The organism is Streptomyces sp. BE303, assembly GCF_036290945.1.
Classification (GTDB): Bacteria; Actinomycetota; Actinomycetes; order Streptomycetales; family Streptomycetaceae; genus Kitasatospora.
The window spans coordinates 52207-73372 of sequence record NZ_JAQYWZ010000705.1; the positions used below are offsets into that span (position 1 = coordinate 52207).

Below are 21166 nucleotides of genomic sequence, written 5' to 3' on the forward strand. Positions count from 1 at the left end.
CCACGCCCCAGGAGTAGTCCCCAGCCATGATTTCCGCCAACGCCCTTGAGCTGCGTGCCGGTGCCCGGATCCTGATCGAGTCGGCGAGCTTCAAGGTCGCCCCCGGCGACCGGATCGGCCTGGTCGGTCGCAACGGCGCCGGCAAGACCACGCTCACCAAGGTGCTGGCCGGCGAGGGCATCCCCGCCTCCGGCACGGTGACCCGCTCGGGCGAGGTCGGCTACCTGCCGCAGGACCCCCGCACCGGCGACCTCGACGTCCTCGCCAAGGACCGCATCCTCTCCGCCCGCGGCCTCGACACCGTGCTGAAGAAGATGCGCGAGAACGAGGACCGGATGGCGAACGGCAAGGGCGCCACCCAGGAGAACGCGATGAAGAAGTACGCGCGCCTGGAGACGGAGTTCCTGACCAAGGGCGGGTACGCGGCCGAGGCCGAGGCCGCCACCATCGCCGCCGCGCTGGGCCTGCCGGACCGCATCCTCAACCAGGAGCTGCACACGCTCTCCGGTGGTCAGCGCCGCCGCGTCGAGCTGGCCCGGATCCTGTTCTCCGACTCCGACGTGCTGCTGCTCGACGAGCCCACCAACCACCTCGACGCGGACTCGATCGTCTGGCTGCGGGACTTCCTGAAGACCTACAAGGGCGGCTTCATCGTGATCTCGCACGATGTCGAGCTGGTCGAGACGGTCGTCAACAAGGTCTTCTACCTGGACGCCAACCGCTCCGCGATCGACGTCTACAACATGGGCTGGAAGCAGTACCAGCAGCAGCGCGAGGACGACGAGAAGCGCCGCAGGCGCGAGCGGACCAACGCCGAGAAGAAGGCCGCGACGCTGAACGCGCAGGCGGACAAGATGCGCGCCAAGGCGACCAAGACGGTGGCCGCGCAGAACATGGCCCGCCGCGCCGAGAAGCTGCTCTCCGGCCTGGACCAGGTCCGGCAGAGCGACAAGGTCGCCAAGCTGCGGTTCCCGGACCCGGCGCCCTGCGGCAAGACCCCGATGACGGCGCGCGACCTGTCGAAGTCCTACGGCTCGCTGGAGATCTTCGCCGGCGTGGACCTGGCCATCGACCGCGGTTCGCGCGTCGTGGTGCTCGGGCTCAACGGTGCGGGCAAGACCACGCTGCTGCGGATGCTGGCCGGGGTGGAGAAGCCGGACACCGGCGAGGTGATCCCGGGCCACGGCCTGAAGGTCGGTTACTACGCCCAGGAGCACGAGACCCTGGACCCGGAGCGGACGGTGCTGGAGAACATGCGCTCCTCCGCGCCCGACACCGACCTGGTGCAGATCCGGAAGATCCTCGGCTCGTTCCTCTTCTCCGGCGACGACGTCGACAAGCCGGCCGGGGTGCTCTCCGGCGGTGAGAAGACCCGTCTCGCGCTGGCCGCGCTGGTGGTCTCCAGTGCCAACGTGCTGCTGCTCGACGAGCCCACCAACAACCTGGACCCGGCCAGCCGCGAGGAGATCCTCGGCGCGCTGCGCGAGTTCAGCGGCGCGGTCGTGCTGGTCACCCACGACGAGGGCGCGGTCGACGCGCTCCAGCCGGAGCGGATCATCCTGCTGCCGGACGGCGTGGAGGACCTCTGGAGCCCCGCCTACAACGACCTGGTCACGCTGGCCTGATCCCGCCGACCTCCCGATGCCCGGTCGCCCGTACGGACGGCCGGGCATTCGGCTGTCCGTCTGGCCGGAACTAGACATTCCCTCCACATTTTGGACCAGAAAAACTAGTCCCTTCGGCGTGTCCGGGAATGAAGAGGTCCCGCATTCCGTTTAAGGAGCTTCCGTCGGCCCGCCACTCGATCGTGGCCGGGCCGACGCTGCTGATCAGCCCTTTCTCGCCGGACGGCGGTATTCGTCCGGGGGCGTGCACTCTGCGTGAGCGCCCTTGTGCGCTCGGATCACTACCGAAGGACCGCGCATTCCCGACATGGACCTTGTCGAATGGGTGGCCAGGACGCGGTGGATGGGTGATCATGGGAATCTGACCGAGCAACGCTACGAGGAGGCACGGGTGGCCGAGACTCTGAAAAAGGGCAGCCGGGTAACCGGTGCCGCGCGTGAGAAGCTCGCGGCCGATCTCAAGAAGAAGTACGACTCCGGGGCGAGCATTCGCGCTCTCGCGGAGGAGACCGGCCGCTCGTACGGCTTCGTGCACCGGATGCTGAGCGAGTCCGGAGTGATTCTCCGGGGCCGCGGCGGTGCCACGCGGGGCAAGAACAAAGCTACTGCCGGGGCAGGTTCCTGACGCTCCGTCGGTCAACGGGCGGATGACTCGGCGGCAGGGCGCCGGCCGGGGAGGCGACCGAGCGTCGTCCACTCCCCGGTCCGAGTGAACCGGCCGCCGATCGTCATATCCGCGACCGGCGCGCGGGCGGGCCGTCCGCCGCTCCGTGCTGCCCCCTGCCGTCGCTCCACCAGTTTTGTTACTCTCCGGTAGCCAAGCATCCTCGCCACCGGAGGTCCCCTCATGACCGCTCCCGCCACCGATCCGCAGACCCAGAGCCGGGAGCGGGACGGCGTCCGCCTGGAGATCGACGGCGCACTCGCCGTCGTCACCCTCTGTCAGCCCGAGCGGCGCAACGCCCAGTCGCCCGCCCTGTGGCGCGCCCTGTCCGCCGTCGGCCGCGACCTGCCCGGCACCGTCCGGGTGGTGCTGCTCCGCGCCGAGGGCGTCTCCTTCTCGGCGGGCCTCGACCGTGCGATGTTCACCCCCGAGGGCATCCCCGGCGAGCCCAGCTTCCTCCGGCTCGCCGCCGCCGAGCCCGAGGAGCTCGACGGGATCATCGCCGGTTACCAGGAGGCCTTCAGCTGGTGGCGCCGCCCCGACCTGGTCACCATCGCCGTCGTCCAGGGCCACGCGGTCGGCGCCGGCTTCCAGCTCGCCCTCGGCTGTGACCTGCGGGTGGTCGCCGACGACGTGCAGTTCTCCATGAAGGAGACCTCACTGGGCCTCGTCCCCGACCTCGCCGGCACCAAGCCGCTCACCGAACTCGTCGGTTACGCCCGGGCGCTGGAGATCTGCGCGACCGGGCGCTGGGTCGGCGCCGAGGAGGCCGCGGCGATCGGCCTGGCCAACCTGGCCGTCCCCGCGGGCGAGCTGGACGCCGCCGCCCGCGACCTCGCCGCCGCTCTGCTGGCCGCACCGCGCAACGCCGTGATCGAGACCAAGGCCCTGCTCCAGGGCGCCGGTGGCCGCTCCTACGACGAGCAGCGCTCGGCCGAACGGGCGGCCCAGGCCCGCCGTCTGCGCGACCTGGCCGGCATCGGGGACTGACCGGCCTCCCCGGCCGGCGAAGGCCCTGCCCCCGAGGTGACCTCGGGGGCAGGGCCTTCGCCGTACCGGCCGGTTCCGGGGGCGGGATTCGTGGCGAAATGCCAGAGTTGGAGCGATTTGCGATATAGCTGGAGCCGTACGACGGGAGATGAGCCCATGCCTGACACTCCGACGCCCGCCACCCTGCACAAGAACCTCTCCACCGGTGCCTCCACCGGTGGCTCCTCGACCGCCGGCCTCGGCGGGGCCGCCGGTGAACGCGGTCGCACCGCGCTCGCCGTCGGCGTGGTCGAGAAGATCGCCGGGATGGCGGCCCGCGAGGTGACCGGCATCCACTCCCTCGGCTCCGGGCTCGCCCGCACCTTCGCCGCGATGCGCGACCGGGTCCCCGGCGGGCGCGGCAACATCGGGCGCGGCATCAAGGCGGAGGTGGGGGAGAAGCAGACCGCCATCGACATCGCGCTGGTCGTCGAGTACGGCGTCGTCATCCCCGAACTGGCCCGGCAGGTACGGGAGAACATCGTCGACGCGGTCGAGCGGATGACCGGGCTGGAAGTCGTCGAGGTCAACATCGCCGTCAACGACGTCCACCTGCCCGACGAGCCGGACATCGAGGAGGAGGAAGAGGAGCTTCCCTCCTCCGGCCAGCGGCCCAAGCTGAAGTAGTCCCTGTGCGGCAGCACGCCCGGAGCGGCGGGCGGCGGAAGACGAGGTGGAACGGATGAACCTGGCCCTCATCGGCCTGGTGGTGGGAATGGCCCTCGGCTTCGCCGGCTACTTCGGCGGGTTCGCGGCGTTCCTGCTGGTGGCGGCCCTCGGGGTGGTCGGCTTCGTGGTCGGCCGCCTGCTGGAGGGCGACCTCGAACTCGGTGACCTCGGCGACCTCCTGCGCGGCCGCGACCGGCGCCGCTGATGGCGGCCCTCGTCCCGGCGCCCGCCACCCGCGAACCCGGCGCGCGCGGCCGGCTGCGCATCGCCGACCGCGTCTACGCGCGGATCGCCGCCCGGGCGGCCGGTGAGGCGCTCGCCGAGGTCCGGCCGGGCCGGAGCGGACCGGGCGGGCCGCCGAAGGTCTCCGTCACCGGCCCCGCTTCGCCCTCCGCCGCCGTCACCGTCAGGGTCGCCGTCGACCTGCCGTTCCCCGCCGACCTCGCCGCCCTCGCCCGGGCCGTCCGCGACCGGGTGGCCGCCCAGGTCGGTGCGCTGACCGGGACCCGGGTGGCCGAGGTGGTGGTCGTGGTGGAACGGCTCGTCACCGAGGGCACGGGATGACCGGGCCGGCGGAGGGGGAGCCGGGGACGCCGCCCGTGGAGCCCGCCGTACCGGCGGAGGCTGCCGGGGCGGCGGAGTCCGGAGGGCATGCGGAGTCCGGAGCGCATGAGGGGCTTGGGGGTCCTGAGGGGCCTGCGGGGCCCGCCCTGCCGGCGGAGGCCGGTGCGGTCGGTGCGGCCGGGGAACCGGCTCCGGAGCCCGGGCCCGCCGCGGTCCGGGTGCCGCGGCTGCGGGCACCCCGGACCACGGCCGCCGTGGTGGTCGCGACGGTGGTCCTGGTGGCCGCGGTGGCGCTGCTCTACGACGTGGTCGCCGTCCGCACCGGGCACGCCGCCCGCCGCTGGCGTGCCGAGATCGCCGACGAACTGGCCACCCGGCACCTCGACGACACCTGGGTGCTGCTCGGAGCGGGCGCGGCCACCCTGCTCGGCGGCTGGCTGCTCTGGCTCGCCCTCGCCCCCGGCCTGAGCCGCTGGCTCCCGCTCCGCCCGGTCGGCGGCACCTCCGCGGCCATCGACCGGTCCGGCGTGACCGCGCTGCTGGTCCACCGGGCCGCCGACCTGCCGGGCGTCGAGCACCTGCGCGTGCGGACCGGCCGCCGCCGGGTCCGGATCACCCTCACCGGCCCGGCCGATCCGGCCTCGGTGCAGCGGCAGCTGCGGGACGAGCTGGCGGTCGTCGGGTTGGCGAGACCGCTGCGGCTGGACGTCAGGACCCGGCGCGGGCGCCGGCGCGGGTCCGGCGGGGGAGTGCAGGGCGCCGTCGTGGAGGGTGGTGGGAGCGGGTGAGCCGGAGCACCGTCAACCGGGTGCTGGTGGGTGCGGTCGGGGTGGTCCTGCTGGTGGCCGGGCTGCTGGTCCTGGCCGGGGGCCTCGACCTGTACCGGAGGCTGGGCGTGGATCTGCCGGACCGGTGGCCGCAGGCCTCGCCGGACCGGCCGGTGATCGGTGCGCGGGCGCGGACCCGCTGGGTGTCCGAGGCCTGGTGGTGGCCTGCGGTGATCGCCGGGCTGGCCGTGGTGGTCGTCGGGACCGCCTGGTGGCTGCTCGCCCAGCTGCGGCGGAGCGGGCCGGCGACCGTGCCGGTGCCGACCCCCGGCACACCGGGGCTGCGGCTGCGGCTGCGCACCGGGGCACTGGAGGACGCTCTGGAGACCGGCACCGTGGCGCTCCCCGAGGTCGAGCGGGTGGGGGTCCGGCTGCTGCGCGGAGCCCGGCACCCCCGGTTGCGGGCGGCCGTCCGGATGACGTCCGGCGGCGATCCGGCGGCGCTCGCCGAGCACTTCGAGACCGGCCCGCGCACCGACGCGCTGGTCAGTCTCGGGCTGTCGGACCTTCCGGCCGACCTGCGGATCCGGGTGGTGCCGGCGAGGCACGAGACCGCCGCGCGGCGCGGCGGACGGCGCGACAAGCACCCGCGCGTACTCTGACCGCCCGGCGCATCCGCCTGCCGCGCGCCGGGCGGATGCCTCCACGCGCGGCCGGCGAACGCCGTCCTACAGTCCGGGCAGTGCGCCGCCGTCGACCGGGATCATCACACCGGTGAGGTAGGACGCGGCGGGGGAGAGCAGGAACGCGGCGACCTTCCCGAACTCCTCCGGGGTGCCGTAGCGGCCGAGCGGGATGGCGGCGCTGTGGTGGACGCGGGAGGCCTCCGCGTCGCCGCCGAGCGCGTCGAGCTCGCGCACCCGGTCGGTGTCGATCCGGGCCGGGAGCAGGCCGACCACCCGGATGCCGCGCGGACCGAGCTCGGCGGCCAGCGACTTGGCGGCCATCGCCAGGCCGGGGCGCAGACCGTTCGAGATGCCGAGACCCGGGATGGGCTGGCGGACCGAGCCGGAGAGCACGAACCCGATCACCCCGCCCTCGCCGAGCGTCCCCGCGGCGGTCCGGGCGATCCGCAGCGCGCCGAGGAACACCGACTCGAACGCGTCGCGCCAGGCCTCCTCGGGGACGGTGCCCACCGGGCCCGCCTGCGGACCGCCGACGCTGATCAGCACGCCGTCCAGCCGGCCGAACCGCTCGACGGCCTCGCGGACCAGCCGCTCGGCGGTCTCCGGGGCGGCGTTGTCGGCCACCAGCCCGTGCACCGCGTCCGCTCCGCCGCCGAGTCCGGCGAGTTCGGCGACCGCCGCGTCCACCGACTCCCGGCTCCGGCCGCTCACCAGCACCCGCGCACCGTCGGCGGCCAGCTCGCGGGCGGTCGCGAGGCCCAGGCCCCGGGTGGCGCCGGTGACCACGTACACCTTGTCCTGCAGTCCAAGATCCATGGGGCCATCCTGCCGGGTGAGGGCGGGCGGAAGGTAGTGCGGACGCGGCGGGGCCCGGGCCCGCGCCGCCCCTGGCGTTGACGTCGGCGTCAAGGTCTACCGTCGTTCCCGGCGGCCTTCGGACAGCGACCTTCGGACAGCGGCCGGAAGGGCGAGGATGCGGTCATGCGGATCGGTGAACTGGCGAGGCGGGCGGGGACGACCACCCGGGCACTGCGGTACTACGAGCAGCTCGGGCTGCTCCCGGCCCGGCGGGCCGGCAACGGCTACCGCGCGTACGGCGAGGAGGACCTGCGGCTGCTCCGGCAGATCCGCACGCTGCAGGACTTCGGGTTCGGCCTGGAGGAGACCAGGCCGTTCGTGGAGTGCCTGCAGGCCGGTCACCCGCACGGGGACTCCTGCCCGGCCTCGCTGGAGGTCTACCGGAGGAAGCTGGCCGAACTGGACGAGTGCATCGACCGGCTCCAGGAGGTCCGTACCCGGGTGGCCGGGCAGTTCGCCCGGGCCGAGCGGGAGCGGGACGAGCTGGCGGTCGGCACCGCCGGAGAGCCGCCGCAGTGCGAATGGGCCGCGCAGCCGGCAGTCGAGTGGGAGGAGAAGTAGACCATGGTGCAGATCGCAGGGGTCGCGGAGGTCACGGACGAGACCTTCGCCGCGGAGGTCCTGGCGGCCGAGGGGCCGGTGCTGGTGGACTTCACGGCGGACTGGTGCCCGCCCTGCCGGCAGATGGTGCCGGTGCTGGCGGACATCGCGAGGGAGGAGGCGCACCGGCTGACCGTGGTCAGCCTGGACGTCGACCGCAATCCGGAGACCCAGGCCGCGTACGGGGTGCTCTCGATGCCGACGCTCATGGTGTTCAGGGGCGGGGAGCCGGTGAAGTCGGTGGTCGGTGCCCGGGCCAAGGCCCGGTTGCTCCGCGACCTCGCGGACGTCCTGTAACGGGAGCGGGCGGGCTCAGGCGGGGACGGCGACCGGGGCGACCTCGGCCTCGCCGGCCTCCTTGCGCCGGTCCTTGGCCTCGCGCCGCGCCATCACCCAGAACCCGACCGGGATCATCGCGGTGAACAGCCACCACTGGATCGCGTACGCCATGTGCGGGCCGATGTCGGAGTGGTTGGGCTCGGGCAGCAGCTCGGGCTCGTCGGCCGGTGCCGGCACGGTCGCGGTGAGCTCCAGGTAGCCGCCGAGGAGGGCGGCACCGGTCTCCCTGGCCTGCTGGGTGGAGCTGATCAGGTTGAACTGCCGGTCCGGCAGGCCGGCGCGGTCCTTGAGGCCGTTGCCGGCGGCCTCGTCGGCGCGCAGCCGTCCGGTCAGGGTGACCTGGCCGGACGGCGCGGCCGGGACGTCCGGGTAGGTGACGGCGGAGGTGCCGGAGGCCACCCAGCCGCGGTTGACCAGGACGGTGCCCCTGCCGCCGTCGAGCACCAGCGGGGTGATCACGAAGTAGCCGATCTTGTCACCGCTGGAGTCGGTCCGCTTGCGGACCACGAACTCGTGCTCCGGGTCGTACTGCCCGGTGGTGGTCACCGCGCGCCAGGTGAGCCCCTTGGGGACGGCGAAGCCGGGTTCCGCCGAAAGGGTCTCGTACGGGACGGGCCGGTCGGTGAGGGCCCGGGCGATCAGCTCGTTGCGGTCCACCCGCGCCTCGTGGCGGTGCAGTTGCCAGAACCCCAGCCGGATGGTGGTGGGGATCAGCAGCACGGCGACCAACAGGGTGATCAGCCAGCGCCGGGAGAGCAGAAAACGGTACACATGGGCACGGTACGCCCACCTCACAACCGGCTCACGCACCGGGGTGCGGGGCGACCTCGCGCAGCAGCTGGAGGAAGGCGTCCTCGCCGATCACCGGGGTGCCGACCTCGCGGGCCTTGCGGGCCTTGCCGCTCCAACTGCCCGGTTCGTTGGTGACCAGCAGGCTGGTGAGCCGGCTCACCGACGAGGCGATGTGCAGGCCCGCCTCGACGGCGCGGTCCTCCAACAGCTCGCGGTCGGTGGAGGTGTCGCCGGTGAACGCCACGCGCATGCCCTGGACCAGCGGCTCGCCGTCCTCCCAGCGCCCGGGGTTCGGGTACGGGCAGGCGGGGCGCTTGCGGGCCTGGCGGTAGGCGGCACCGGTCCAGTTGCCCCGGGCGGGCGAGGCCGGCTGGTCGTCGCCGAGGTCGGTGACGGCCACGCAGGTCTGCAGCGGCAGTGGGACGCCCCCCTGGCGGGCCAGGTGCAGGCTGGGCCGGAACGCCTCGGCGAGCACCCGGGCGTCGTCCAGCGCGTTGTGCGCCTGCTGCTGGTGGACGCCGAAGTGCCGGGCGAGCGACGAGAGCTTGCCGTTGGGCAGCGGCAGCCGGAGGTCGCGGGCCAGCACCATGGTGCAGATCCGCTGGTCGACCGGGGCGCGCAGGCCGGCCCGGGAGAACTCGCGGGAGATCATGTTCCAGTCGAAGAGCGCGTTGTGGGCGACCATCACCCGGCCGCGCAGCCGCTCGGCGAACTCGCCGGCGATCTCCGGGAAGGTGGGCGCGCCCACCAGCAGGTCGCTGGTGAGGCCGTGGATCCAGACCGGTCCGGGGTCGCGCTCGGGGTTCACCAGCGTGTACCAGTGGTCGGTGACGGTGCCGTCCTCGTCCAGTTGGTAGACGCCCGCCGAGATGACGCGGTCCGAGCGGCCGAGGCCGGTGGTCTCGACGTCCACCACCGCGAAGCCCTCGGCGGGGGCGGCGGAGCGCTGGGCCGGGACGGGAGCCGTCCGCGGTACCGCGCCGGGCGTCTCGGGCTGGATCGCGTACATGGTCCAACAGAATAAGGCCCGCGGGCGGTGCGCCGCCGCGATACGGGTGGGACCGGTGCCGCTCGGAATGTTGGACGGGGCGGGCCGGAATAGAGTGGGCGGAGTATTCGTCGTACACCTGGTCGAATATCTGCCGGCCGCCCGCCGCACCCCGCGGGCGCCTCTCCGAAGGACGAACCCTCATGCGCGCCACCGTGATCCACGGCCCCAGTGACATCCGGATCGAGCAGGTGCCGGACCCGGTCGTGCAGCAGCCGACCGACGCGGTGGTGCGGGTGGTGAACGCCTGCATCTGCGGCAGCGACCTGTGGGCGTACCGCGGTGTCGCGGCCCGGGTCGCCGGGCAACGGATCGGGCACGAATTTCTCGGTGTGATCGAGGAGACGGGCGCCGAGGTGCGTGACTTCGAGGTCGGCGATCTGGTGGTCGCGCCGTTCGTCTGGTCGGACGGCAGGTGTGACTTCTGTCGCGAGGGGCTGCAGACCTCCTGCCCGCACGGCGGCTTCTGGGGTCAGGTCGGCTCGGACGGCGGGCAGGGCGAGGCGGTGCGCGTCCCGTGGGCGGACGGCACGCTGGTGAAGCTGCCCAAGGAGGCCCAGGGCGACGAGAAGCTGCTGCCGGGCCTGCTGGCGCTCTCGGACGTGATGGCGACCGGGCACCACGCCGCGGTCTCCGCGCGGGTCCGGCCGGGATCCACCGTGGCGGTGGTCGGTGACGGCGCGGTGGGCCTGTGCGGCGTGCTGGCCGCGCACCGGCTCGGCGCCGGGCGGATCATCGCGCTCGGCCGGCACACCGCCCGGACCGACCTGGCCCGGCGGTTCGGGGCCACCGACGTGGTCGCGGAGCGCGGCGACGCGGCGATCGAGGCGGTCCGGGAGCTGACCGGCGGCCAGGGCGCGCACTCCGTGCTGGAGGCGGTCGGCACCGAGGAGTCGATGCGCACCGCCGTCTCGATCGCCCGGGACGGCGGCGCGGTCGGTTACGTCGGGGTGCCGCACGGCGGCAGCGCCGGCGTCGACATCGGGCAGATGTTCGGCCGAAACGTTTCGCTGAACGGCGGGGTCGCGCCGGCCCGCGCCTACATCCCCGAGCTGCTGCCGGACGTCCTCTCCGGGGCCATCGAGCCGGGCCTCGTGTTCGACCGCACGGTGGACCTGGAGGGCGTGCCGGACGGCTACCGGGCGATGGACGACCGCTCGGCGCTGAAGGTGCGGATCACGTTCTGACGCCTCCAAGTTGACGCTTTTCGAGGGGCGGCACCGCAGTCCGGTGCCGCCCTTCGGCATGTCCGGATACGTCTGTTTTCGGCCAATCGGCTAGTGCAACGGAGTGAACGTCTGGCTGATCACGGTCAACCTCTTTCGGCCCGCGCGCCACCCTCCTAGCATTGCGCGGCGCGCATCCGGACTGTGACGCCGCTCACGTCCGATCGTTCCACTGGTGCGACCACTACGCCGAAGGAGTGAGGAGTCAGAGTGGAATCGCCGCCGATCACCACCACCGCCAAGGAAACCCAACTCATCGAGGAGGGCGCGGAGTTCCGCGCCCTCCGGCGCTCGTTCCGGAACTTCGCGTTCCCGGTCACCATCGGCTTCGTCCTCTGGTACCTGCTCTACGTGCTGCTCTCCAGTTACGCCCCCGGCCTGATGGGCACCAAGGTCGTCGGGCACATCAACATCGCCCTGGTCCTCGGACTGCTGCAGTTCGTCACCACTTTCGCCATCGCGGCCTGGTATGCGCGCTACGCGGACCGGAGGCTCGACCCACCTGCCGCCGCCATCCGCGAGGCGCGCGGCGCGGTGGTCCACGCCCCCCGGGAGGCCGCCGAATGACCCTGCTCGCCAGCCATACCGCGAGCGCCGTCGCGCTCGCCGACCCCCTCACCCTCGCCGACCCCCTCACCCTCGCCGACCCCCTCACCCTCGCCGCGGGCGCCACCGAGCACCGCGGTCTGACGATGACCCTGTTCGGCCTCTTCGTGCTCGCCACCCTCGGCATCACCGTCTGGGCCGGGCGGCAGACCAAGGACGCCGCCGACTTCTACGCCGGCGGCCGCAGCTTCTCCGGCTTCCAGAACGGTCTGGCCATCTCCGGCGACTACATGTCGGCCGCGTCCTTCCTCGGTATCGCCGGAGCCATCGCGCTCTTCGGCTACGACGGCTTCCTCTACTCGATCGGCTTCCTGGTCGCCTGGCTGGTCGCGCTGCTGCTGGTCGCCGAGCCGCTGCGCAACGCCGGCCGCTACACCATGGCCGACGTGCTGGCCTTCCGGATGCGCCAGCGGCCCGTCCGCACCGCCGCGGGCATCTCCACCATCGTGGTGTCGATCTTCTACCTGCTCGCCCAGATGGTCGGCGCGGGCACCCTGGTCGCCCTGCTGCTCGGCGTCAGCGGGGACAGCGCCAAGCGGTGGACGATCGTCGCCGTCGGCGCCCTGATGGTCGTCTACGTCGCCATAGGGGGCATGAAGGGCACCACCTGGGTGCAGATCGTCAAGGCCGTGCTGCTGATCGCCGGCACCGCCCTGATGACCGTCCTGGTGCTGGCCAAGTACAACTTCAACATCTCCGCACTGCTCGGCGCCGCCGCCGACGCCAGCGGCAAGGCCAACGCCTTCCTCGAACCCGGGCTGAAGTACGGCGCCACCGGGACCAGCAAACTCGACTTCATCAGCCTCGGCCTGGCGCTCGTGCTGGGCACCGCGGGCCTGCCGCACATCCTGGTCCGCTTCTACACCGTGCCCACCGCCAAGGCGGCCCGGAAGTCGGTGCTCTGGGCCATCGGGATCATCGGCGGCTTCTACCTGATGACCCTGGCGCTCGGCTTCGGCGCGGCGGCCCTGGTCGGACCCAAGGCGATCAAGGCGGCCAACGCGGCCGGCAACACCGCGGCCCCGCAGCTCGCCGAGACGCTCGGCGGCGGCTCGGGCACCACCGGCGGGGCCGTCCTGCTGGCGGTGATCTCCGCGGTCGCCTTCGCCACCATCCTCGCCGTGGTGGCCGGCCTCACCCTGGCCTCCTCGGCCTCCTTCGCGCACGACCTCTACGCCAACGTCATCCGGCGGGGCAAGGTCACCGAGCGGGAGGAGGTCAACGCGGCCAAGTGGGCCGCCGCCGCGATCGGCGCGGTGGCGATCGTGCTGAGCCTCTTCGCGGACAAGCTCAACACCGCCGCCCTGGTCGCACTGGCCTTCGCGGTGGCCGCCTCGGCCAACCTGCCCACGCTGCTCTTCTCGCTGTTCTGGAAGCGCTTCAACACCGCGGGCGCGGTCAGCTCGGTCTACGCCGGTCTGATCAGCTCGGTGGTGCTGGTGGCGTTCTCCCCGGTGGTCTCGGGTGGCAAGAACTCGCTCTTCCCGCACTCCGACTTCCAGTGGTTCCCCCTGGAGAACCCCGGCCTGGTCTCCATCCCGGTCGGCTTCCTGGCGGGCTGGATCGGCACCGTGCTCTCGCGCGAGCCGGCCGACCCGGCGAAGTACGCTGAACTGGAGGTCCGCTCGCTGACCGGACTGGGCGCCCACTGACGAACGGCCGATGGCTAAGCTGGCCCGGCCCGCCGCGACGGCGGGCCGGGCCGGTCGCTGTCCAGGGCCGCCACTCTCGGGAAGGGATCGCCGTGCTGCTCGACACCTTCGGCCGCCGCGCCGTCGACCTGCGGGTCTCCCTCACCGACCGGTGCAACCAGCGCTGCACCTACTGCATGCCGGAGGAGGGCCTGCAGTGGTTGGCCAAGCCGGAGCTGCTCACCGACGAGGAGATCGTCCGGCTGGTGACCGTCGCCGTCCGCGACCTCGGCGTCCAGGAGGTCCGCTTCACCGGCGGGGAGCCGCTGCTGCGGCCCGGCCTGGTGGCCGTCGTCGCCGCCTGCGCCGAGCTGACGCCGCGCCCCGAGCTCTCGCTCACCACCAACGGCATCGGCCTGGCGCGGACCGCGGGGGCGCTGCGCGCCGCCGGCCTCGACCGGGTCAACGTCTCGCTCGACACGCTGGACCCGGACACCTTCCACACCCTCACCCGGCGCCGCCGCCACCAGGACGTGCTGGACGGACTGGCCGCCGCCGAGGACGCCGGGCTGACGCCGGTCAAGCTCAACGCGGTGCTGATGCGCGGGGTCAACGACCACGAGGCGCCCGAGCTGCTCGCCTGGTGCCTGGAGCGCGGCTACGAGCTGCGGTTCATCGAGCAGATGCCGCTGGACGCCCAGCACGGCTGGGACCGCTCGGCCATGGTCACCGCGGAGGAGATCCTGGACCGGCTGACCGCCAGGTTCACGCTCACCCCCGAGTCGTCCGCCGGCCGGGGCGCCGCTCCCGCGGAGCGCTGGGTCGTGGACGGGGGTCCGGCCCGGGTCGGGGTGATCGCCTCGGTGACCCGCCCGTTCTGCCGCGCCTGCGACCGGACCCGGCTGACCGCCGACGGGCAGGTGCGCAACTGCCTCTTCGCGAGTGGCGAGACGGACCTGCGGACGGCGCTGCGCTCGGGGGCCGACGACGCCGAGCTGGGGGCGCTCTGGCGCCAGGCGATGTGGGGCAAGAAGGCCGGTGCCGGGATCGACGACCCGGAGTTCCACCAGCCCGACCGCCCGATGTCGGCGATCGGCGGCTAGGGTCCGGCCCTGGTCGCCGGCCGGACCGTGCCGGGCCCGGACTCAGCCCTCTGCGGGGGTGCCGTCCGTGGGGGCCCCCTCTTCGGCGCTCCGGTCGGTGAAGGCGACGACCTCCTTGAGGAAGCCGCGCACGCCCAGGAACTGGGAGAGGTGCTCGCGGTGCTCCGGGCAGGCGAGCCAGGTCTTGCGGCGGTCCGGGGTGTGCAGCTTGGGGTTGTTCCAGACCAGGACCCACGCGGCGTCGGACCGGCAGCCCTTGGCGGAGCAGATCGGGGTCTGCGGCTGGGTGTCCGGGAACAGCATGGCGTCGTCCTCAGGCGGTCGGCGGGTGGGTCGTCACCGCCAGTCTGTCACGCGCCCGGAGGGGGTCCGTCCGCCGTCCGGCGGGCCTGCGGCCCCGCGGTGCGCGCGGGCATGGCGACGCCGGGCAGCCACGGGGGGAGCCGCCCGGCGTCGGTCCGTCGCTCCGACGGGGGATGCGGAGCGCGTACGCAGTATGTCACGGTCCGACCCGGGCATGGGGAGGTCTTGCATGATTAATCTGAGCTTCTTCTGAGCTTTCTGTGGAATGCAACGGCGGAAAACAGCTCAAAACGGGCAGTCAGTTCGACGTCTGTGAAGAATCGGTGGGCATGCGCTCGGCCACATCGGTACCGTGCGTCACACCGGACCCGCCCCTCCCGCCGGGGCCGAGCATCAGCGGAGTGGTCGGCGGCACGTCGAAGGTGGAGGGCAGACCCGGCGCCCGTTCCCGGCCCGCGTTGGCGATCAGCACCGCGAAGTACGGCAGCAGCACCCCGCCCGCCAGCGCCGCGACCGCCACCCAGCGCTGGACGTCCCACAGCACCACCGCGAGCAGCACGCAGACCGTGCGCAGCAGCATCGAGGCCACGTAGCGGCGCTGCCGCCCGCGGACGTCCTCGGTCAGGCTGCTGCGGGCCCCCGTGATCCGGAAGACCTCGTCGTCGCCGGCGCTCTTTCCCATGTCCAACCGCCCTCGTCCGCGCACCCGCGCGCCTCGCCGCGCGGCCTTCCCACGGTACGCCGCAGGGCGACCGGCGACGAGACCGGGTCGGACGGACACGCGCCCCTACGGCTGGGAGAGGTACTCCGGCGGCACCGCGTCGGTCAGCCAGACGCCGTTGGCGCTGATCCGGAACTCGTGGCCGGCCGCCGCCATCGCGGCGGCGTCGACCTCCAGCACCACCGGACGGCCGTGCCGGGCGCCCACCCGGGTGGCCGTCCCGGTGTCGGCGGACAGGTGGACGTCCTGCCGGGCCATCGGCCGCAGGCCCTCGCGGAATATCGCGTCCAGGCTCCGGGCGGCGGTGCCGTGGAACAGCACCGCCGGGGGCGCGGCGGCGGCCAGACCGAGGTCGACCGCCACCGTGTGCCCCTGGCTGGCCCGGATCGAGAGGCCGTCCTCCGAGTAGGCGAAGCGGCGTTTGTTGTTGGTCGCCACCACGTGGTCCAGCTCGACCCGGGTGAGCCGGGTGCCCCGGGCCGCCAGGGCGGCCAGCAGGACGTCCACCCGGACCCAGCCGGCCCCGTCCAGCGTCACCCCCACCCGCTCGGGCTCGTGCCGCAGGATGCGGGACAGCATCTTGCTGGTCCTGACCGTGCGCTTCTCGTCCACGTTCCTCGTTCCCTCCCCCCGGCCGGCCCGGCTACGACGCCTGGCTGACCGAACTCATGTTGAAGCCCTCGACCCGCACCGGCGGCATCGCGGTCCGGGTGAACCAGTCGCTCCACTCGCGCGGCAGGCAGCGCTCGGTGCGGCCCACCTCGGTGATCCGGCCGAGCAGCTCCACCGGCGACTCGTTGAACCGGAAGTTGTTCACCGCACCGACCACCCGGCCGTTCTCCACCAGGTAGACGCCGTCCCGGGTCAGACCGGTGAGCAGCAGCGTCGCCGGGTCCACCTCGCGGATGTACCAGAGGCAGGTGAGCAGCAGCCCCCGCTCGGTCCGGGCGATCATCTCCTCCAGGGTCGGCGCCGCCGCCTGGTCGGCCGTCTCCAGGACCAGGTTGTCGACCGCCGGGCGCAGGGCGAGCGACGTCAGGCCGGCCGAGTGGCGGCTGGTGACCAGCCCGGCCAGCTCGCCGTCCCGGATCCAGTCGGTCCTCGACAGCGGCAGGCCGTTGTCGAAGACCGAGGCGTCGCCCTCGGTGGCGTGCGCCAGCACGAACGGCGCCGCCTCCAGGCCGGGCTCGTCCGGGTCGGAGCGCAGCGTCAGCGGCAGCCCGCTGAGCTTGTCGCCGATCCGGGTGCCGCCGCCGGGCCGGGAGAAGACCGTCCGGCCCTCGAAGGCGTCCCGGCCGCCGGCGGACCAGTTCAGGTAGACCATCAGGTCGGCGACGGCGGAGGGCGGCAGCAGCGTCTCGTACCGGCCGGCCGGCAGGTCGATCCGCCGGGAGCCCCAGCCGAGCCGGGTGGTCAGCCCGGCGTGCAGGGCGGTGACGTCCACGTCGGAGAAGTCCCGGGTGGCGGCGCCGGCCCAGGCCGAGCCGGACAGGTCGGCGGTCTTGGCGTTCAGCTCGACCGTCCCGGTCGGCTGGTCGTGGCGCAGCCGCAGGCCGGTGGAGGTGCCCAGGTAGCTGGAGACCAGCTCGTGCCGGGCGAAGCCGTACAGCAGTTCGCCCTGGGCGGCGGCCCGGGCGAAGGCGGTGCCGAGGGCCGGCGCGAACTCCTCGAAGACCGCGACCGACGTCTCCGCCGGGGGCTCGGTGAAGTGCGGAGAGGCCGGCTGGTCGGCGACCGTGACCAGGGGCTGGGCGTCCTCGGCCGGCCCGGCCGCGCGGGCGGCCTCCTCGGCGGCCCGGACCAGGTCCGCCACGTCGTCGGACGTGACGGCCTCGCGGGAGACCACGCCGGAGGCGGTGCCCTCGGCGCCGGCCACCGTGGCGATCACGGTGAGCCGGCGGCCCCGGGTGACGCCGTTGGTGGTCAGCGCGTTGCCCGCCCAGCGGAGGTTGGCGGTCGACTCCTCGTCGGCGATCACCACGCAGCCGTCGGCGCGGGAGAGGCCGAGTGCCAGCTCGACGAGTTCGTGGGGCTGCATCGCGGTCATCAGTGACCCGCCTCCTGCTGGGTGTTGAGCACGTTGACGTTGCGGAACAGCGCCGAGGGGCAGCCGTGGCTGACCGCCGCGACCTGGCCGGGCTGCGCCTTGCCGCAGTTGAAGGCGCCGCCCAGCACGTAGGTCTGCGGCCCGCCGACGGCCGTCATCGAGCCCCAGAAGTCGGTGGTGGTGGCCTGGTAGGCGAAGTCCTTGACCTGGCCGGCGAGTTCGCCGTTCCGGATGGCGTAGGCGCGCTGCCCGGTGAACTGGAAGTTGTACCGCTGCATGTCGATCGACCAGGAGCGGTCCCCGACGATGTACAGGCCGTTCTCGACGCCCTCGAACAGGCCCTCGGTGGACGGGCCGTCGGCGGCCGGCCGGAGCGAGACGTTGGCCATCCGCTGGACCGGGACGTGCGCCGGCGAGTCGGCGAAGGCGCAGCCGTTGGAACGCTCGAAACCCTTCAGCTTCGCCATGCCGCGGTCGAGCTGGTAACCGGTCAGGACGCCGTCCTTCACGAGGTCCCACGACCGGGTGGCGACACCCTCGTCGTCGAAGCCGATGGTGGACAGGCCGTGCTCGGCGGTGCGGTCGCCGGTGACGTGCATCAGCTCGGAGCCGTACTTCAGCGAGCCGAGCTTGTCGAAGGTGGCGAAGGACGTCCCGGCGTAGGCCGCCTCGTAGCCGAGCGCGCGGTCCAGTTCGGTGGCGTGGCCGATCGACTCGTGGATGGTCAGCCAGAGGTTGGACGGGTCGATGACCAGGTCGTAGCGGCCCGGCCGGACGCCCGGCGCCTTCATCTTCTCGGCCAGCAGGACCGGCAGCTCGGCCAGCTCGGCGTCCCAGTCCCAGCCGGTGCCCGTCAGGTACTCGAATCCGCGCCCGACCGGCGGGGCCAGCGTCCGCATCGAGTCGAAGGCGCCGGTGCGCTCGTCCACCGAGGTGGCCTCCAGCACCGGGTGCAGCCGGATCCGCTGCTGGGTGGTGACGGTGCCGGCGGTGTCCGCGTAGAACTTGTTCTCCTGGACGGTCAGCAGGGTGGCCTGGACGTGCGAGACGCCCCCGGCGGCCAGCAGCCGCGAGCTCCAGTCGGCCAGCAGCGCCGTCTTCTCGGCGTCCGGCACCTCGAACGGGTTCACGTCGTAGGCGGAGACCCAGGTGGCGTCCGGGTAGACCGGCTCGTCGGCCAGCTCCACCCGGTCGGTCGACCCGGCCGCACGGCTGATCCCGCCGGAGAGCCGGGCCACCGCGACGGCCTGCTCGGCGACGCCCGCCGCCGCCTCCGGGGTGAGGTCGACCCCGGCGGCGAAGCCCCAGGCGCCGTCCAGCAGCACCCGGACGGCGAAACCGAGCTGGAGGCTGTCGGAGGTGCCGGACGGCCGGGCGTCGCGCAGCCGCCACGAGGCGCTGCGGACCCGCTCCAGGCGGAAGTCGGCGTGCTCGGCGCCGAGCCGGCGCGCGCGGTCCAGGGCGGCGTCGGCGAGGGCGCGCAGCGGAAAGCCGAGGAAGAGCGGGTCGACGGCGCGCGGGGCGCCGGCGCTGCTGGTCGGGGGCAGCGGAGGCAATCGGGCTCCCTGGTCGGGCGGAACGGCGGTGCGGGCACCCGGGATGCAGGGGTACCCGCACGGCATCATTTCCCGTCAAAGGGCTTTGGGCCAGCGCATTTCCCCGGTGACACGCGCAGCTCCGCGGTTCCGCTACCCGACCGCCTCCCACCAGCCGTCCAGCTCCGGCGGGTTGTCGACGTCCACGCGCTCACCGGGGCGCGGCACCGCCAGCCGTACGCCCTGCTCCTTGGCCTCGACCAGCAGCCGCTCGACCGGCTCGGCCCACGGGTGCAGGCCGAGGTTGAAGGTGCACCAGTGGACCGGCACCAGCAGGTCCGCGCCCAGCTCGCGGTGGGCGAGCACGGCGTCCTCCGGCGTCATGTGGATGTCCGCCCAGGCCGGGTCGTAGGCGCCGACCTGGACCAGCGCGGCGTCGAACGGGCCGTGCTCGGCGCCGATCCGCCCGTAGCCCTCGAAGTAGCCGGAGTCGCCGGTGTAGAAGACCTTGCGGGTCGCCCCCGCGACCACCCACGAACCCCAGAGCGTCGTGTTGCGGGTCAGACCGCGGCCGGAGAAGTGGTGGGCGGCGGTCAGCGTGAGCGCCAGCTCGCCGAGCGTGCAGGTCTCGTCCCAGTCCAGCTCGATGATCCGGTGCTCCGGCACCCCCCAGCGGCGCAGGTGGGCGCCGATGCCGAGCGGCACCGCGAACGGTGCCGACTGGCTGCGCACCAGCCGGCGGACGGTCGCCATGTCCAGGTGGTCGTAGTGGTCGTGCGAGATCAGCACCGCGTCGACCTGCGGCAGCTCCTCCAGCTCCACCGGTACCGGGTGCAGCCGGCGCGGGCCGACCTGCGTGGCGGGGGAGCAGCGCTCGCTCCAGATCGGGTCGAGCAGCACGCGGGAGCCCTCGATCTCGACCAGCGCCGAGGCGTGCCCGTACCAGGTGATCGCGACACCCTCGGCGGCCGGGCCCGCCCCGCCGGCCGGCCGGACGGTCGGCACCGGGAGGCGCGGCGTCCGGCCCTCGCGCTGGAACAGCATCCGGCGCACCGTGTCCCCGTCGAAGGACGGAGCGCCGGCCGGCCGGGCCAGCTCGGAGGGCGCGTTGTGGAAGACGCCGTCGCGGTACTGCGGCGAGTTGCGCAGCCGCTCCTCCCGCTCCCCGTCCGGCCGCCGACCGAACGCCGCCGGCAGGTCGCGCAGCGCCCAGGCGACCGTTCCCGCACCGGCCGCCAGCGCGGCCAGGGCCAGCAGTCGTCCGCGCCGGTGGGTGGTCCCCGGCTGTGCCTCGCTCATCCGCGCTCTGCCTCCGCTCGTCGCCGGGGCCTGGTCCGGCGTTGCTGTGCGGCGGCCCCGACTCGTACCGCACCACGGGGGCAACGGGTGCACCCCGCCGCCGGGTTCCCGATCCGGCACGCAGCGGACACCACAACGCCGCGCCGGCGGTCCGGCGGATCGGGCGAAAATGGCATGGGCACGGATTGTCGGATACCGACAGTTCCTTTGGTGCGGCGCTGTGGGAGCTCGATTCGCCGCCGCGCCGGGCCGACCGATAGCGTCACACCGCGTACATGATTGCGACGTACGCGGACATCACGGCGTACGCACACTACGGAGAGAGGTGGATCGTTGAGCCGCTCGGTTCTCGTCACCGGAGGTAACCGGGGCATCGGCCTCGCGATCGCCCTGGCCTTCGCCGAGGCGGGCGACAAGGTCGCCATCACCAGCCGGTCGGGCGAGGTGCCCGAGCAGCTGGCCAAGTACGACGTGCTCGCGGTTCGCTGCGACATCACCGACAGCGCCCAGGTCGACGCGGCACTGACCGAGGTCGAGGGCGCGCACGGCGCGGTCGAGGTGCTGGTCGCCAACGCCGGGATCACCCACGACACGCTGCTGCTGCGCATGTCGGAGGAGGACTTCACCTCCGTCCTGGACACCAACCTCACCGGTACGTTCCGCGTCATCAAGCGCGCCTCCCGGCTGATGATGCGCGCCCGCAAGGGCCGCATCGTGCTGATCTCCTCGGTGGTCGGCCTCTCCGGTTCGCCGGGCCAGTCCAACTACGCCGCCTCCAAGGCCGGTCTGGTCGGCTTCGCCCGCTCGCTGGCGCGCGAGCTCGGCCCGCGCAACATCACCGTCAACGTGGTCGCCCCCGGCTTCGTGGACACCGACATGACCGCGGTGCTCAGTGACGAGCGCCGCGCGGAGATCGTCGCCGGCGTGCCCCTGGGCCGCTACGCGGCGCCCGCCGAGGTCGCTTCCACCGTGCGGTTCCTCGGTTCGGACGAGGCCGCGTACATCACCGGAGCCGTCATTCCCGTCGACGGCGGATTGGGCATGGGTCACTGAC

Annotated in this window: 24 protein-coding genes; 15 read left to right on the forward strand and 9 right to left on the reverse strand. The window is 73.2% G+C overall.

Annotation, left to right across the window (positions count from 1 at the left end; all coding sequences use genetic code 11):
* The first annotated feature begins 26 nt into the window (after positions 1-26).
* The 8 genes from abc-f to PUR56_RS17305 all read left to right on the forward strand — a co-directional run bounded on the left by abc-f (position 27) and on the right by PUR56_RS17305 (position 5980).
* Positions 27-1625: a ribosomal protection-like ABC-F family protein gene (gene abc-f / locus PUR56_RS17270; RefSeq protein WP_329883422.1), complete on the forward strand. Its 1599-nt coding sequence runs from the start codon at positions 27-29 to the stop codon at positions 1623-1625.
* Positions 1626-2016: 391 nt separating this feature from the next.
* Entirely contained in the window at positions 2017-2250 is a 234-nt protein-coding gene (locus PUR56_RS17275) for a helix-turn-helix domain-containing protein (protein ID WP_030059940.1), read from the forward strand.
* A gap of 222 nt (positions 2251-2472) precedes the next feature.
* A complete protein-coding gene (locus PUR56_RS17280; protein WP_329949585.1) occupies positions 2473-3279 on the forward strand; it encodes an enoyl-CoA hydratase/isomerase family protein in 807 nt (268 codons plus the stop codon).
* A gap of 156 nt (positions 3280-3435) precedes the next feature.
* The gene (locus tag PUR56_RS17285) at positions 3436-3945 is read left to right on the forward strand and encodes an Asp23/Gls24 family envelope stress response protein (RefSeq protein ID WP_329949586.1); all 510 of its coding nucleotides are present in this window, start codon (positions 3436-3438) and stop codon (positions 3943-3945) included.
* A 55-nt stretch (positions 3946-4000) separates the two neighbouring features.
* Entirely contained in the window at positions 4001-4192 is a 192-nt protein-coding gene (locus PUR56_RS17290) for a hypothetical protein (RefSeq protein WP_329883425.1), read from the forward strand.
* A complete protein-coding gene (locus tag PUR56_RS17295; protein ID WP_329883426.1) occupies positions 4192-4551 on the forward strand; it encodes a hypothetical protein in 360 nt (119 codons plus the stop codon). The genes PUR56_RS17290 and PUR56_RS17295 overlap by 1 nt, the downstream gene beginning before the upstream one ends.
* Before the next feature lie 254 nt (positions 4552-4805).
* Positions 4806-5339, forward strand: a complete 534-nt coding sequence (locus PUR56_RS17300) for a DUF6286 domain-containing protein (protein WP_329949587.1) — start codon at positions 4806-4808, stop codon at positions 5337-5339.
* Entirely contained in the window at positions 5336-5980 is a 645-nt protein-coding gene (locus PUR56_RS17305) for an alkaline shock response membrane anchor protein AmaP (RefSeq protein WP_329883428.1), read from the forward strand. The genes PUR56_RS17300 and PUR56_RS17305 overlap by 4 nt, the downstream gene beginning before the upstream one ends.
* Before the next feature lie 66 nt (positions 5981-6046).
* On the opposite strand, the gene PUR56_RS17310 is transcribed toward PUR56_RS17305, so the two are convergent.
* The gene (locus tag PUR56_RS17310; protein ID WP_329949588.1) at positions 6047-6820 is read right to left on the reverse strand and encodes an SDR family oxidoreductase; all 774 of its coding nucleotides are present in this window, start codon (positions 6818-6820) and stop codon (positions 6047-6049) included.
* Positions 6821-6985: 165 nt separating this feature from the next.
* Here PUR56_RS17310 and PUR56_RS17315 point away from each other — a divergent pair, with 165 nt between their 5' ends.
* Together PUR56_RS17315 and trxA are read left to right on the forward strand one after the other, a co-directional pair.
* On the forward strand, positions 6986-7423 hold the full coding sequence (locus PUR56_RS17315; RefSeq protein WP_329949589.1) for a MerR family transcriptional regulator: 438 nt from the start codon (positions 6986-6988) through the stop codon (positions 7421-7423).
* Between the two features lie 3 nt (positions 7424-7426).
* Positions 7427-7759: a thioredoxin gene (trxA, locus tag PUR56_RS17320; protein WP_329949590.1), complete on the forward strand. Its 333-nt coding sequence runs from the start codon at positions 7427-7429 to the stop codon at positions 7757-7759.
* A gap of 15 nt (positions 7760-7774) precedes the next feature.
* On the opposite strand, the gene PUR56_RS17325 is transcribed toward trxA, so the two are convergent.
* Entirely contained in the window at positions 7775-8572 is a 798-nt protein-coding gene (locus tag PUR56_RS17325; protein WP_329883432.1) for an SURF1 family cytochrome oxidase biogenesis protein, read from the reverse strand.
* Positions 8573-8603: 31 nt separating this feature from the next.
* Positions 8604-9602, reverse strand: coding sequence for a DEDDh family exonuclease (locus PUR56_RS17330; protein WP_329949591.1), 999 nt, complete (start codon positions 9600-9602; stop codon positions 8604-8606).
* A gap of 182 nt (positions 9603-9784) precedes the next feature.
* Here PUR56_RS17330 and PUR56_RS17335 point away from each other — a divergent pair, with 182 nt between their 5' ends.
* The 4 genes from PUR56_RS17335 to moaA all read left to right on the forward strand — a co-directional run bounded on the left by PUR56_RS17335 (position 9785) and on the right by moaA (position 14207).
* On the forward strand, positions 9785-10828 hold the full coding sequence (locus tag PUR56_RS17335; protein WP_329883434.1) for a zinc-dependent alcohol dehydrogenase family protein: 1044 nt from the start codon (positions 9785-9787) through the stop codon (positions 10826-10828).
* Between the two features lie 249 nt (positions 10829-11077).
* A complete protein-coding gene (locus tag PUR56_RS17340; protein WP_329883435.1) occupies positions 11078-11434 on the forward strand; it encodes a DUF485 domain-containing protein in 357 nt (118 codons plus the stop codon).
* Between the two features lie 125 nt (positions 11435-11559).
* Positions 11560-13125: a solute symporter family protein gene (locus PUR56_RS17345; RefSeq protein WP_329949602.1), complete on the forward strand. Its 1566-nt coding sequence runs from the start codon at positions 11560-11562 to the stop codon at positions 13123-13125.
* A gap of 92 nt (positions 13126-13217) precedes the next feature.
* Positions 13218-14207: a GTP 3',8-cyclase MoaA gene (gene moaA, locus PUR56_RS17350; RefSeq protein ID WP_329949592.1), complete on the forward strand. Its 990-nt coding sequence runs from the start codon at positions 13218-13220 to the stop codon at positions 14205-14207.
* Between the two features lie 42 nt (positions 14208-14249).
* On the opposite strand, the gene PUR56_RS17355 is transcribed toward moaA, so the two are convergent.
* The 6 genes from PUR56_RS17355 to PUR56_RS17380 all read right to left on the reverse strand — a co-directional run bounded on the left by PUR56_RS17355 (position 14250) and on the right by PUR56_RS17380 (position 20112).
* Entirely contained in the window at positions 14250-14510 is a 261-nt protein-coding gene (locus tag PUR56_RS17355) for a hypothetical protein (protein ID WP_329949593.1), read from the reverse strand.
* Positions 14511-14808: 298 nt separating this feature from the next.
* Positions 14809-15192, reverse strand: a complete 384-nt coding sequence (locus tag PUR56_RS17360) for a DUF3099 domain-containing protein (RefSeq protein ID WP_329883439.1) — start codon at positions 15190-15192, stop codon at positions 14809-14811.
* Positions 15193-15297: 105 nt separating this feature from the next.
* Positions 15298-15843, reverse strand: a complete 546-nt coding sequence (locus PUR56_RS17365; protein ID WP_329883440.1) for an RNA 2'-phosphotransferase — start codon at positions 15841-15843, stop codon at positions 15298-15300.
* Between the two features lie 31 nt (positions 15844-15874).
* Positions 15875-17278, reverse strand: a complete 1404-nt coding sequence (locus PUR56_RS17370; RefSeq protein WP_329883441.1) for a metallopeptidase TldD-related protein — start codon at positions 17276-17278, stop codon at positions 15875-15877.
* On the reverse strand, positions 17278-18825 hold the full coding sequence (locus PUR56_RS17375) for a TldD/PmbA family protein (RefSeq protein WP_329949603.1): 1548 nt from the start codon (positions 18823-18825) through the stop codon (positions 17278-17280). The genes PUR56_RS17370 and PUR56_RS17375 overlap by 1 nt, the downstream gene beginning before the upstream one ends.
* Before the next feature lie 141 nt (positions 18826-18966).
* Complete coding sequence (locus tag PUR56_RS17380) at positions 18967-20112, reverse strand: MBL fold metallo-hydrolase (protein ID WP_329949594.1); 1146 nt, start codon at positions 20110-20112, stop codon at positions 18967-18969.
* A 333-nt stretch (positions 20113-20445) separates the two neighbouring features.
* On the opposite strand from PUR56_RS17380, the gene fabG reads away from it, so the two are divergent.
* The gene (gene fabG, locus PUR56_RS17385; protein WP_329883443.1) at positions 20446-21165 is read left to right on the forward strand and encodes a 3-oxoacyl-[acyl-carrier-protein] reductase; all 720 of its coding nucleotides are present in this window, start codon (positions 20446-20448) and stop codon (positions 21163-21165) included.
* The last annotated feature ends 1 nt before the right edge of the window (position 21166 follow it).

Bases quoted from the DNA above. Each gene is read 5' to 3' on its own strand.
- abc-f (WP_329883422.1), top strand. From the start codon at position 27: ATGATTTCCGCCAACGCCCTTGAGCTGCGTGCCGGTGCCCGGATCCTG.
- PUR56_RS17280 (WP_329949585.1), top strand. From the start codon at position 2,473: ATGACCGCTCCCGCCACCGATCCGCAGACCCAGAGCCGGGAGCGGGAC.
- PUR56_RS17285 (WP_329949586.1), top strand. From the start codon at position 3,436: ATGCCTGACACTCCGACGCCCGCCACCCTGCACAAGAACCTCTCCACC.
- PUR56_RS17290 (WP_329883425.1), top strand. From the start codon at position 4,001: ATGAACCTGGCCCTCATCGGCCTGGTGGTGGGAATGGCCCTCGGCTTC.
- PUR56_RS17295 (WP_329883426.1), top strand. From the start codon at position 4,192: ATGGCGGCCCTCGTCCCGGCGCCCGCCACCCGCGAACCCGGCGCGCGC.
- PUR56_RS17310 (WP_329949588.1), bottom strand. From the start codon at position 6,820: ATGGATCTTGGACTGCAGGACAAGGTGTACGTGGTCACCGGCGCCACC.
- PUR56_RS17315 (WP_329949589.1), top strand. From the start codon at position 6,986: ATGCGGATCGGTGAACTGGCGAGGCGGGCGGGGACGACCACCCGGGCA.
- trxA (WP_329949590.1), top strand. From the start codon at position 7,427: ATGGTGCAGATCGCAGGGGTCGCGGAGGTCACGGACGAGACCTTCGCC.
- PUR56_RS17330 (WP_329949591.1), bottom strand. From the start codon at position 9,602: ATGTACGCGATCCAGCCCGAGACGCCCGGCGCGGTACCGCGGACGGCT.
- PUR56_RS17335 (WP_329883434.1), top strand. From the start codon at position 9,785: ATGCGCGCCACCGTGATCCACGGCCCCAGTGACATCCGGATCGAGCAG.
- PUR56_RS17345 (WP_329949602.1), top strand. From the start codon at position 11,560: ATGACCCTGTTCGGCCTCTTCGTGCTCGCCACCCTCGGCATCACCGTC.
- PUR56_RS17355 (WP_329949593.1), bottom strand. From the start codon at position 14,510: ATGCTGTTCCCGGACACCCAGCCGCAGACCCCGATCTGCTCCGCCAAG.
- PUR56_RS17360 (WP_329883439.1), bottom strand. From the start codon at position 15,192: ATGGGAAAGAGCGCCGGCGACGACGAGGTCTTCCGGATCACGGGGGCC.
- PUR56_RS17370 (WP_329883441.1), bottom strand. From the start codon at position 17,278: ATGACCGCGATGCAGCCCCACGAACTCGTCGAGCTGGCACTCGGCCTC.
- PUR56_RS17380 (WP_329949594.1), bottom strand. From the start codon at position 20,112: ATGAGCGAGGCACAGCCGGGGACCACCCACCGGCGCGGACGACTGCTG.